Here is an 11,349-nt window from a genome sequence, read left to right as displayed (position 1 = left end):
TTGTTGGGCGGCGATCGTGACGGGCATGGCCCGTCACTACCTGGTTAATCGGTTGCGTGGTCGGTTCGCGTCTATCCCTTTCATGGTCAGCGCTTACCTCAAGCCCAGACCCAGCGCATCGCGGCTTGCGCCAAGCGGCGAACCAGACCGGGGCCGCTCTTTCGCTGCTCCGAAGGGTCAATCAGCGTCAACACAATGCGCCGGTGGTTGACCCTTACCCGCACCCTGCAGCCCGCGCGGTAGCCCCACTGAACCAGCCACATGCCACGCAGCAGCAGCGACGGGATGGACTCGTTATCGGGAAGGAGCTGGCCGGAGGACAGCTTTACTTTTGAGATCCTGATCGTCTCTGGCGGAGCCCAGGCGAACCCATACTGCTTCTGTGTCGACTCATCAGACTTGCAATCACACATGTGTGAACCTCTTAGAAGTCCTCCCTCGCCGGGATGGCGAGGGAGTCGGGAGGTTGAAATCCGTCTAGCAGCGCACGGCGTGGCATATTCCCGCGAGGGTGTTGTATTTCGCCACCCTCCCGACTTGGGACTTCCACGCAGATTTTTTTGCTAGGGAGATTTCAAGCTCCGCGACAACACCATGCGGCAGAAACCGTGCGTGCGGTTGCTGCCTGTTGTGGAGGATAAGCGAGGTTCGGCTGATGACGTCAGTGATGTGCCGATTCCGACGTCAGATGACGGAAACGCCTCGCTAATAAGTGGTCCATGCGCCATGTGTGACGGGGTGCTCACATTGCCTCGGCCGTCTCGCGGCTGTCGCAAGTAGCCGTGGTTGCGGGGAGCGCTTCGGGTGGGTGCGCTGCGTCAATGCGCCGATGGCTGTTATCGGTCGTCGTCTTGCGACCGACGCTACCGGGCCGGACGTCGCGATGTTGCGGCCCGCATCCGAGTTGCGCTAACGTTTTCTGGTCCAGGTCCCGTGGCAGCTGTGCTGCCACCCGTCACTCAGGACAGGTCACGTGTTGTCCAGAACGCGCAAGCTGCTGTCTCGTTCCATGTCCTGATTTGACCCAAACGTCGCCAACCCACCGCACGCCCCACGATTGGACCCCGTGATGCGCAAGGAATCTGGATCGATCGTTGTTCTCCTGTTGGGCATTGCCACTGGCCTCATCGTCCTGTGGGTGCTGCTGTTTGATCGCTATACCTACTACGACTACACGCCCGCCGAGTGCGAAGTGGGCGGCGTTGGGCTGCATGTCCGGCTTACGGGGGAGTTCTCGTCGCGGCAACCTGCCCTGCGCGCTTCTCCTTATCGTTTGTCCATTGAGGCATCCGACCTGTCCCCGGGCGACCGCCTGGAGGACATCGCGCTGACACCCCGGGGTGCTCCGGCGGACCCGGTGGTGCCGTTCATCCATCCCTATGAGCTGGATTCAACGCATGCGCCGGGAGGAACCCTCCAACTGGTCACGCGCCCCCTTCCGTTGGAGTATTCGGACTACACCTTGGTCGGCAAGTTACGTCGTGAGATATCCGACGTGACACCCGTCCAGTTCTCATGTCCGATTGAGCGGCACTACCACACCGAATGGCGATCACTCTGGTTTGATGCACTGATGAGCGTATGAGGACCACCACATGAGAAAGGCTACGATACTGGCGTTTCTGCTCCTGACTTGGGCCGGCTCGCATCAGAGCGCCATTGCTGCTGCGACTTCGGCAGCAGCAGCCACAAACAGCCACGTCATCAACACGCGATCCGCCACCGTTGATCGCGTACGGATGGGCATGTATGTCTCCGAGCTTCCGCAGACCGCTTACCGCCTGTCGCGAGGAAAGACGATGCAGGAGGGAGACATCTACAACACGGTGATGTTCTGGCCTGGCGATCACTTCTCGATCCATTGCATTCTGGATGATGACGACCGCCTTGCTGTCTGTACGACAACGTCGCTACGCGTCAAGGACGAGCGCGGCATAGGTGTTGGCAGCACGCTGAAGCAGTTGAAGGCTGCCTATCCGGAGGGGAACGCCATCGTTGGCGATGAGCATCGGCGATATGCCAACTTCATCACCGGCACCCCAGTGATGTATGCATTGGACCAGAGCGCTATTGCTGATATCTGCTTCGATGATCCCACTGCGGCGTGTGAACTGGACGAAGGCGCGGTAAAAGTGGAGCGGATTGTGATGCACGCCGAACGTGGCGCAGCCGCGTCGCGCCTGGATTTGTCATTGGACTCCTGCAAGCCCGGTTCACATTGCGTGGTCGTGGGTAGGCTGACGCTGCACCCTGGTGCGCCTGCGGGCGCTGCACTTGTCTCCAAGGGGGATGACTGTGTCAAGTTAGCGCTCCCCGATGCCTTCTACAGTGACGTGGCGCAAGGACGATGGAACAACCAGCTTGTGAGCGTTGATGGCGTTGGATTCCTGCAGCCGGACACCCGCATGGAAGATGAAGTTCTGATGTGGTACTCGTTCAAGGACCGCCGACTATCCACCGGGATGTGCGACGACGGGCCAGGAATCTATGTTGAGCGAATGCGTTCGCACGCAGGTCATGCATGGCCCACGCGTTGATGAGCGTTCACCGAGGCAGAGGTTTCCAATGAGGTCAATAAGCATCCTTTCCTTTCTGGCCCTGACGCTACAGAGCGGGGCTGCATCCGCATCACCGCCGACGCAGGGTACAGCTGCGCCGACCCGGAAATGCGAGCTGAGGCTATCGTCGTGGTGCATCGCCGATGGTGCCAGCATCATTACCAGACGCTTGGCTGACGATGGAGTCCATGACCGCACCTGGTCCCTGGAAGGGAGGTTCAGGCCCGAGTCCAAGCTGTTCGTTCTTGAGCCTAACGGATGTAAGACCGGCTACGCCGATGAATTGAAGCTCCTGCATCTGGAAGGCGGCGTGGCGTGGAACGGGCGCACCATGAACAAGGCGACAGTTCGCATTAAATCGGATGGGTCATGCGACTTGCAGATTCTCTTCGCGCCATCGTCCGGAGACCCAATGGAGTGGGCGTTGTCGTCAGGACTCGCATTGATCTGGGGATGTCGAGATCAAGCTTGCACCCCCTTTCCAATGTCCGATATCAGACCTTTACTGATTGATGGGGGAGTCCATGCGGACAGATCCGGAGGTTTCTTCAGGCCATAGGGACGCGCAACCGCCTTTTGATTTGCACCTTTGGAAACAACCATGAACCCACCCGTTGATTCCTTACCGAAAGCCATGCATCAAGGAGATTTTCGCATGAGGATGCCCTCACTTTGGCAGGTTCTGCTTGCTGCCTCGCTGTTGAACGCGGCTGATTTGGCCGCGGAGGACCTCCGCCCACCTACGCTGAAGGGAACGTATTCCGATGTTTGCGTGCACCCGGAGAGTGGGGATCTGCTGGGTACGGAGCTTTCGTTTACGCGCTCCGGGGATGTGACGTATGTGCTGATGCAGGGATATGAGGGCGAGGCTGTGCCGCCTGAGTTGCTTACAGTGACCTACCGAGGGGCACAGATGTATGTGACCGCCGAGGGCGGTGGGGATGTGCTCGCGATGGAGCTGAAGGGGACGGCACTTTATGTGCGATGGCTGGGCAGGCGGCTTGGTTCGTCCGGGTCTGAGCGTGATGTTTTGCATCATGGTGTTGCGGTTTGGGCGGGCGGAGAACCGGCTTACTGCGGTGCGCGGGGGAAGAGTTCGGCGTCCGGGTAGCCGGGGGCTGCTTGGCTCCGGCTGGGGTCATGCGTTAAAGCAACGATACTTGTTATCGGCCGTCGTCTATCGACCGACGCTACCTGGTCATGAAGGCGTTAGGTGTATCGGTGTGCCGACGATGCCGGGTGATGAGCGAGTTGAATGTCGCGGTGTTCCGGCAAATTCGGATCAGGAGCGTGTCGTTGGGTGTGCCGGCACTGGCCCGGGCTAGGTCAGGTCTGCGCCTGCGTCGCCTTCCGGCTCGAGCGCTTTGACCAGCACGGCGGCCTGGGTGCGGCTGTGGCATTCGAGCTTTTTCAGAATGGCAGTCACGTGCACCTTTACGGTGTTTTCGGCCAATCCCAGCTCGTAGGCGATCTGCTTGTTGAGCAGGCCGTCGGCCAGGCACAGCAGTACGCGGAACTGTTGCGGGGTGAGCTGGGCGAGGCGTGCGGCCAGCAGGGCGTCGGATTCGCTGCGCTCGGGGGCCATGGCCGGGAACCACAGGCCGCCGTCGAGGACGGCTTCCACGGCCTGACCGATGGTTTCGGCCGGAGCGGATTTGGGGATGAAGCCGGCGGCACCGAACTGCTGCGCGCGGCGGATGACGCGTGGGTGGTCGTTGGAGGAGACGATGACGACCGGGATGTCCGGGTGTGAGCCGCGCACGTGCAGCAGGGAAGAGAAGCCGCGTGCGCCGGGCATGGTGAGGTCGAGCAGGACGAGCTCGATTTCGGGGTTCTGGTCGAGGGCGGTTTCCAGGGCGGAGGCGCTGGCGACCTCGATGACCTTTGCACCGGGGAGCGATTGGTGCAGGGAGTGGACGACGGCGGCGCGGAGGAGCGGGTGGTCGTCGGCGACAAGTAGGGTCAGGGCATCCATGGGGGGATTGTACGGGGATGGGGTGACGGAGTTGCGGATGGATGGATTCGATTTGGAGTCATGCGTTAAAGGGCCGATGGAGGTTATCGGCCGTCGTCTTGCGACCGACGCTACCAAAGCAGGTACAGCAGGTACCCATAGGTGTTCGAGGAGAATCAGGGGTTCGGGGGCAGCATGCTGCCGCGCCAGGCGTCGAGGAACTGGCGGCGCTTGAGGGCGTCCAGGTAGACCAGCAGACCGGGGCCGAGCTGGATGGGGCGGTAGCTGCGCTCGGGGCCGCCGGGTTGCTGGGGGCGCTGGCCGGGCAGGATCGGCATCAGACGCGCCTCGCGGGAGAGGACCTGCTGGCCGCGGGGCGACAGCAGGTAGTCGAGGAAGCGGCGGGCTTCGTCGGGGTGGCGGCTGCTGCGCGGGATGATCGCGGTGCGCAGCACGACGAGGGTGTAGTCCTCGGGTTCGATGATACCCAGCGGCTCGCCGGCGTCGATGCGGGCCTGGGCGTAGGAGCCAAGCACGTTGTAGACCAGCGAGAGGCGGCCGCTGCTCACCGCGTCCAGCAGCACGCCGGTGCGCTCTTCCAGCTCCACCTGGTTGTCGCCGAGTGCGCCCAGCAGCGCGCCCGCCATGCTGCCGCGCTGGGTGTCCTGGGTCGCCAGCAGGTAGCCGACGCTGCTGCGCTGAACGTCGTAGGTGCCGACCTTGCCAGCCAATGGGGCGTCCGGCGCGCGCAGCAGTTCCAGCAACTGGCGACGGGTGTGCGGCACGCGTGCCTTGGGCAGCTGGCGGGTGTTGTACACCATGGCGACCGGCTCGTAGCTGATGCCGAACGCCTCATGCCGCCACTGCGCCCAGTCCGGCAGCGCCTCGGTCTGCGCGGAGCGGTGGGCCAGTGCGTAGCCGTCGTTGACCAGCTTGGTCTGCAGATCCATGCCGCTGCTGATCAGCATGTCCGGGCCATTGGGACCATTACGCTCGTTCAAGTAACGCGCATACATGTCCTGGGTGATGATGTCTTCGTAGACGATCTCGGTGCCCGGGTACAGGCGCTGGTAGTCGGCGATGACGGTGCCGAACACCTCGATGTCGGTGGAGCCATGGATGCGCAGCTGCGCCAGCACAGGGCCTTTGGCCGGGAAACGCGCGACGTCGCCGGGTGCGGCGAACGCAGCCCCTGTGCAGAGGGCCAGCAAGAGGGAAAACAGGGCCTTCATGTATTTCTTCCGGGAAGCGTCAGCGTGGCGACCAGGCCACCGCTGGTCCGGTTGCTCAGGTCGATGTGGCCGCCGTGGCTGTCGACCACGCGTTTGACGATGGCCAGCCCCAGCCCTGCCCCACCGGCGGCCGCGCCTTCGCCGCGGGCGAAGCGCTCGAACACACGCTCAGCATCAGCAGGGGCGATGCCGGGACCGTGGTCGGCAATGGTGAGGATGAAGCGGTTGCCCTCAGCCGTCAGTGCGACCTGCAGATCACCCGGGCCGCCGTACTTGAGCGCGTTGTCGATCAGGTTCTTGATCGCCTCGCGCAGCAGCAGCGCGTCGCCATTCACGGTGGCAGCGGTAACGCCCACGGCCAGCTGCACGCGCGGCACGGGGCCGGCCTGCGGCAGCGCTTCGTGCAGTGCCTGGTGCACAGTGTCGACCAGATCCACCGGCGCAAAGCGCTGCAGATTGGAGCGGTGGATCACGCTGGCATCGCTCAGCAGCTGATTGAGCAGGCGGCTCATGTGGGTGGCATTGCGCTCGATGGCGAGCAGGCTGCGCCGCATGTCTTCAGGGTCGTCATCGTCCAGCGCCAGCTGCGCCTGCGCACGCAGTGCGGCCAGCGGAGTGCGCATCTGATGCGCGGCCTCGGCCATGAACGCACGCAGGGTTTCGTTGCTGCTGGACAAGCGACCCATGAAGCGGTTCAAAGCGGCCACCATCTGGTCCATCTCGCGCGGCACGCGTGCATCCAGCGGGCTCAGGTCAGAAGGCTCGCGACGGGACAACTCGCGCTCGACCTTCACCAGCGGCCGGAACGCGCGATGCACGCCGAAGGCGACCAAGGCCAGCGACAGCAGTGACAGCACGCCAATGGCGATCAGCGAACGGTTGACCATGTCCTGTGCCAGCGCTTCACGCGCACGCCGGGTCTGGCCCACCTGTACGCGCACTTCCACCTGGGTGGATGGCGATGAGACCCGGCGCGACACCACAACGAAGCGCACCTGTTCACCGCTGTATTGCGCGTCGAACAGCTGCGGCTGGTCGGTGGGCGCTCGCGGCGGCGTGGGCAGGTCTTCGTAGCCGGTCACCGTCTGATTGTGGGCGTCGAACACGCGGTAGAAGACGCGGTCTTCCGGGGCCATGGCCAGCAGATCCAGCGAGGCATAGGGAAGATCGACCTGCCATTGCGCCTCCACCAGCGCGACCGAGTCGATGATGGACAGCGCAGAGGACACCAGCAGATGGTCGTACGAGCGATTGGCGGCGCGCTGGCCGTAATCACGCGCGGCGAACAGCAATGCCACCGCGAACACAGCGAGCAACGCGCCCAGATACAGCGTGAGCGTGCGTCGCAATGAACCGGGCGCGGCCTCAGCGGCTGCCATCACTGCCCTCTTCCGCCGCTTCCAGCATGTAGCCGCTGCCACGCACGGTCACGATACGCACCGGTGCCTCCGCCAGTTTCCGGCGCAGACGGCCGACATAGAGCTCAATCGCATTCGGACCGGCTTCGTCATCGAAACCGAACAGCCCGTTGGCAATCTCATCCTTGCCGACCACCTGACCCAACCGCCCCATGAGTATTTCCAGCAAGCGGAACTCGCGGTTGGGCAGTTCAATCGGCGTGCCATCCAGCGAAACGCGGTGCGAGGCGTTGTCGAACTGGAAGCCCCCAATCTGCACTACTTCGCTGGCCTGCCCACGCGTACGTCGCAGCAGCACCCGGCAGCGCGCCTCGAATTCGCGGAAATCGAACGGCTTGCCGAGGTAGTCATCCGCGCCCACGTCCAGCGCCTGCACGCGGTCTTCAATACCGTCGCGCGCGGTGAGCATCAGCACGGGCGTGGCGTCGCCGCGCTCACGCATGCCGGCCAGCACGCGCAGACCGTCCAGCTTGGGCAGGCCGATGTCCAGCACCACCAGGTCAAAGCTCTGGTAGCGCAGCACGCTGGCGGCGGCCAGGCCGTCGTTCTGCCAGTCCACCGCGTGGCCACTGCGGCGCATGCGGCGAACGATGGCGTCGGCCAGGTCCGGGTTGTCTTCCACCAGCAGAATGCGCATCGGGCACGAACGTTCAAAGGTGCCCAAATGCTAGCGCGTAGCGGGCCTTCCGTGGTTACGCTGCGGCGCAACAATGGCTGACAGGTGGATGACAGCTTCCCGGGACTAGGCTGCGCCATCCCACCTCCCCCACGGTGCGGATGTTTCGACCTACAACGTACCTGGGAGGGTGCATGTCTCTTGATTTCCTGCGCTGGCGCGGGCTGGCCGCCTGCACCCTGATGATTCCCATGGCACCGCTGTGGGCCGCCGAAACCGCCGACGACGACCGCCCGGTGACCGCCACGCTGGGCGGCCGCCTGCACCTGGACTTTGCCGATTTCAACAACGACAGCCGCGGCACGCCGAACAAGGACGACACCGAGATCCGCCGCGCCTGGCTGGACGTGTCGGGCAAGTTCTTCGTGGTCGACTACAAGCTGGAGGCGGATTTCTCCGGCGACCGTGTAGAGGCCAAAGACGTCTACGTCAGCCGCGATTTCAGCGGTGGCAAGCTCACCGTGGGCCAGTTCAAGCAGTACTTCTCGCTGGACGACCGTACCGGCTCCAATTACGGCAGCTTCCTTGAGCGCGGCAACGCCGGCACCACGCTGGCCCCGCTGTACCGGCTGGGTGCCTCCTGGCAGGCCGCACGCAACGACATGACCTGGGCGGCCAGCGCCTACAGCCTGGAAAGCATCGACGCCTGGCAGGTGAAGGGCCGCGCCGCCGGTGGCCGCGTGACCTGGGCTCCCGGTTCCACCGCCGGCGACGTGCTGCACCTGGGTCTGTCACTGGCGCATGAGCGCTACGACAACCCGGGCGCGAACGGCGTGCCGGGGCTGAGGATCCGCCCGCGCCCGGCGGGCCACCTGAGCGACAACAGCCGCCTGACCCTGGTCGACTTCTCGGCCGGTCGCGACACCGACGTCAACAAGTGGTCGATGGAGTACGCGCAGGTGCGCGGCCCGTGGTCATGGCAGGGCGAGTTCAGTGGTGCCACCTTCGACGACGGCATGCAGCGCGGCAAGGTGCTGGCGGGCTACGGCATGCTCAGCTGGTTCGTCACCGGCGAATCGCGCGCGTACGACAAGAAGACCGGGCGCTTTGCGCGGGTGAAGGAACTGCACCACAAGGCCGGTGCGTTCGAACTGGCGCTGCGCTACGACCAGATGCGCGGTGACCAGCACCTGATCGGCCAGCCCGACCTGCGCGACGGCCGCACCGAAGCCTGGACGCTGGGCGGCAACTGGTACATGCGCCCGAACCTACGCTTCATGTTGAACCTGATTGACAGCCGTAACCGCGACCAGCTCGCGGGCACCACGGTGGACCACACCCGCGCGGTCACTGGCCGCTTGCAGTTCGATTTCTAACCCCACGTTACAAGGAGTCCGCAGATGATGCTCAGCATCCTCGGCTTTGGCATGGTCATTACATTCATGTATTTGATCATGAGCAAACGGCTGTCACCGCTGGTGGCACTGATCACCATTCCGATCGTCTTCGCGCTGATTGGCGGCTTCGCCACCGGTCTGGACGAGATGATGCTGGATGGCATCAAGAAGATCGCGCCCACCGGCGTGATGCTGATGTTCGCCATTCTGTACTTCGGGGTGATGATCGACGCCGGGCTGTTTGATCCGCTGGTGCGGATCATCCTGCGGCTGGTGAAGGGCGACCCGATGAAGATCGTGCTCGGCACCGCCGCGCTGGCGATGCTGATCTCGCTCGATGGTGACGGCTCGACCACGTACATGATCACGGTCTCGGCGATGCTGCCGTTGTATCAGCGCCTGGGCATGAGCGCGCTGAACATGACCTGCGTGACCATCCTGGCGGGCGGCGTGATGAACCTCACCCCGTGGGGCGGCCCGACCGCGCGCGCAGCCACGGCACTGCACGTGGACCCGGCCGACGTGTTCGTGCCGCTGATTCCGGCGATGGTGCTGGCCTGTGCGTCCGTGCTGCTGCTGGCCTGGTACCTGGGTTTGAAGGAGCGTCGTCGCCTGGGTGTGGTGAGCCTGCCGACTGGCGGCACCTGGATGGATGCCAGCGTGTCTGACGACGGTGCGTTGCCGACCGTGGAAGACGCCGAGGACACCAAGCGGCCGAAGCTGCTGTGGGTGAACTTCGCACTGACCCTGGCACTGATGGTGGCGCTGGTGATGGGCGTGCTGCCGATGCCGGTGCTGTTCATGGTCGGCTTCGCCATTGCGCTGGTGATCAACTACCCGAACCTGGCCGAGCAGCGCCGCCGCGTGGTCAACCACGCCGGCAACGTGTTGTCAGTGGTGTCGCTGATCTTCGCCGCTGGCATCTTCACCGGCATCCTCAACAACACCGGCATGGTCGAAGCGATGTCGCGCAGCTTCCTGGCGGTGATTCCGGACGCCTGGGGCCCGTATCTGGCGGTGATCACCGCGATTGCCTCGATGCCGTTCACCTTCTTCATGTCCAACGACGCGTTCTACTTCGGCGTGCTGCCGATCCTGTCCGAAGCCGCGAGCAACTACGGCATTACCCCGGTGGAAATGGCGCGCGCCTCGCTGGCGGGTCAGCCAGTGCATCTGCTCAGCCCGCTGGTGCCTTCAACCTACCTGCTGGTGGGATTGGCGAAGGTGGATTTCGCCGACCACCAGAAGTTCACCCTGAAATGGGCGGTGATGGTCTCGCTGGTGCTGATGGTCGGCAGCCTGATCTGCGGCCTGTATCCCTTTGCTTCCTGATTGCTGAGAGGAGTTATCCATGACGCTTCGCATCGCATACGTCACCAGTGGCATGGGCAGTGTAGGCACGGCCATCTGCCAGAAGCTGGCCCGCAACGGCCACACCGTGGTCGCCGGCTGTGCGCCGAACTCGCCGCGCAAGGCCGCCTGGCTGCGTGAACAGCGCGAGCTGGGGTTTGACTTCATTGCCTCCGAGGGCAACGCGGCGGACTGGCAGTCCACGGTTGCCGCCTTCACCAAGGTCAAGGCCGAGGTCGGCGAGATCGACGTTCTGGTGAACAATGCCGGCGGCAGCCGCGACGTGCTGTTCCGGCAGATGAGCCAGGACGACTGGAACGCGGTGATGGGCTCGAACCTGCATGCGCTGTTCAACATCACCAAGCAGGTCATCGACGGCATGGCCGCGCGCGGCTGGGGCCGCATCGTCAACATCGGTTCGGTGAGTGCGCACAAGGGGCAGATCGGGCAGGTCAACTTCGCCACGGCCAAGGCGGCGATGCATGGCTTCAGCCGTGCGCTGGCCAACGAAGTGGCCATGCGCGGGGTGACCGTGAACACCATCTCGCCGGGATACATCGCCAGCCAGTCGATCAGCAGCTTCCCGCCGGATGTGCTGGATCGCTTGGCCGGCTCGGTGCCGATCCGCCGGTTGGGCAAGCCGGAGGAAGTGGCCAGCCTGTGCGCGTGGCTGGCGTCGGATGACGCGGCGTATGTGACCGGTGCGGATTACGCCGTCAACGGCGGGTTGCACATGTTCTAACAGCGGCTGGCATGCGTCCGGTAGCGCCGGCCGTTGGCCGGCCCTCATGATGCTGGATGGAACTCTTGGGCCGGCCAACGGC

The 11,349-nt window shown here is 63.9% G+C and carries 10 protein-coding genes; 6 read left to right on the top strand and 4 right to left on the bottom strand.

Annotated elements, in window-relative coordinates; all coding sequences use genetic code 11:
- Nucleotides 1–1,069: 1,069 nt before the first annotated feature.
- From QMX83_RS16590 to QMX83_RS16580, 3 genes are all read left to right on the top strand, one after another.
- On the top strand, nt 1,070–1,585 hold the full coding sequence (locus QMX83_RS16590; RefSeq protein WP_282297739.1) for a hypothetical protein: 516 nt from the start codon (nt 1,070–1,072) through the stop codon (nt 1,583–1,585).
- Nucleotides 1,586–1,595: 10 nt separating this feature from the next.
- Nucleotides 1,596–2,537, top strand: a complete 942-nt coding sequence (locus QMX83_RS16585) for a hypothetical protein (protein WP_282297738.1) — start codon at nt 1,596–1,598, stop codon at nt 2,535–2,537.
- A gap of 622 nt (nt 2,538–3,159) precedes the next feature.
- Nucleotides 3,160–3,669 carry a hypothetical protein gene (locus QMX83_RS16580; protein WP_282297737.1) on the top strand — a complete coding sequence of 170 codons (510 nt, stop codon included), beginning with the start codon at nt 3,160–3,162 and terminating at the stop codon, nt 3,667–3,669.
- 210 nt (nt 3,670–3,879) lie between these two features.
- Here QMX83_RS16580 and QMX83_RS16575 read toward each other — a convergent pair whose 3' ends face one another.
- The 4 genes from QMX83_RS16575 to QMX83_RS16560 all read right to left on the bottom strand — a co-directional run bounded on the left by QMX83_RS16575 (nt 3,880) and on the right by QMX83_RS16560 (nt 7,799).
- On the bottom strand, nt 3,880–4,533 hold the full coding sequence (locus QMX83_RS16575) for a response regulator transcription factor (RefSeq protein WP_125359624.1): 654 nt from the start codon (nt 4,531–4,533) through the stop codon (nt 3,880–3,882).
- A 155-nt stretch (nt 4,534–4,688) separates the two neighbouring features.
- A complete protein-coding gene (locus QMX83_RS16570; RefSeq protein ID WP_282297736.1) occupies nt 4,689–5,744 on the bottom strand; it encodes an ABC transporter substrate-binding protein in 1,056 nt (351 codons plus the stop codon).
- On the bottom strand, nt 5,741–7,123 hold the full coding sequence (locus tag QMX83_RS16565; protein ID WP_282297735.1) for a sensor histidine kinase: 1,383 nt from the start codon (nt 7,121–7,123) through the stop codon (nt 5,741–5,743). The genes QMX83_RS16570 and QMX83_RS16565 overlap by 4 nt, the downstream gene beginning before the upstream one ends.
- Nucleotides 7,110–7,799, bottom strand: coding sequence for a response regulator transcription factor (locus QMX83_RS16560; RefSeq protein ID WP_282297734.1), 690 nt, complete (start codon nt 7,797–7,799; stop codon nt 7,110–7,112). The genes QMX83_RS16565 and QMX83_RS16560 overlap by 14 nt, the downstream gene beginning before the upstream one ends.
- 221 nt (nt 7,800–8,020) lie before the next feature.
- Between QMX83_RS16560 and QMX83_RS16555 the strand changes: the two genes are divergently transcribed.
- From QMX83_RS16555 to phbB, 3 genes are read left to right on the top strand one after another with little or no spacing between them, the layout of a single operon-like run.
- Complete coding sequence (locus QMX83_RS16555) at nt 8,021–9,154, top strand: porin (protein WP_282297741.1); 1,134 nt, start codon at nt 8,021–8,023, stop codon at nt 9,152–9,154.
- Nucleotides 9,155–9,181: 27 nt separating this feature from the next.
- Nucleotides 9,182–10,507, top strand: coding sequence for a CitMHS family transporter (locus QMX83_RS16550; RefSeq protein ID WP_282297740.1), 1,326 nt, complete (start codon nt 9,182–9,184; stop codon nt 10,505–10,507).
- A gap of 19 nt (nt 10,508–10,526) precedes the next feature.
- Nucleotides 10,527–11,267: an acetoacetyl-CoA reductase gene (phbB, locus tag QMX83_RS16545; RefSeq protein WP_282297733.1), complete on the top strand. Its 741-nt coding sequence runs from the start codon at nt 10,527–10,529 to the stop codon at nt 11,265–11,267.
- The last annotated feature ends 82 nt before the right edge of the window (nt 11,268–11,349 follow it).

Origin of the sequence: Stenotrophomonas sp. PS02289 (genome assembly GCF_029960115.1) — a bacterium.
In the GTDB taxonomy this organism is placed as follows: Bacteria; Pseudomonadota; Gammaproteobacteria; order Xanthomonadales; family Xanthomonadaceae; genus Stenotrophomonas.
Note: the sequence above shows the minus strand (reverse complement) of the source record. Positions and strands in the feature narration are given on the sequence as shown.

What these genes read in the sequence shown, in the direction of transcription:
- QMX83_RS16590 (WP_282297739.1), top strand. Translation starts at nt 1,070, where the DNA reads ATGCGCAAGGAATCTGGATCGATCGTTGTTCTCCTGTTGGGCATTGCC.
- QMX83_RS16585 (WP_282297738.1), top strand. Translation starts at nt 1,596, where the DNA reads ATGAGAAAGGCTACGATACTGGCGTTTCTGCTCCTGACTTGGGCCGGC.
- QMX83_RS16580 (WP_282297737.1), top strand. Translation starts at nt 3,160, where the DNA reads ATGAACCCACCCGTTGATTCCTTACCGAAAGCCATGCATCAAGGAGAT.
- QMX83_RS16575 (WP_125359624.1), bottom strand. Translation starts at nt 4,533, where the DNA reads ATGGATGCCCTGACCCTACTTGTCGCCGACGACCACCCGCTCCTCCGC.
- QMX83_RS16570 (WP_282297736.1), bottom strand. Translation starts at nt 5,744, where the DNA reads ATGAAGGCCCTGTTTTCCCTCTTGCTGGCCCTCTGCACAGGGGCTGCG.
- QMX83_RS16565 (WP_282297735.1), bottom strand. Translation starts at nt 7,123, where the DNA reads ATGGCAGCCGCTGAGGCCGCGCCCGGTTCATTGCGACGCACGCTCACG.
- QMX83_RS16560 (WP_282297734.1), bottom strand. Translation starts at nt 7,799, where the DNA reads ATGCGCATTCTGCTGGTGGAAGACAACCCGGACCTGGCCGACGCCATC.
- QMX83_RS16555 (WP_282297741.1), top strand. Translation starts at nt 8,021, where the DNA reads ATGATTCCCATGGCACCGCTGTGGGCCGCCGAAACCGCCGACGACGAC.
- QMX83_RS16550 (WP_282297740.1), top strand. Translation starts at nt 9,182, where the DNA reads ATGCTCAGCATCCTCGGCTTTGGCATGGTCATTACATTCATGTATTTG.
- phbB (WP_282297733.1), top strand. Translation starts at nt 10,527, where the DNA reads ATGACGCTTCGCATCGCATACGTCACCAGTGGCATGGGCAGTGTAGGC.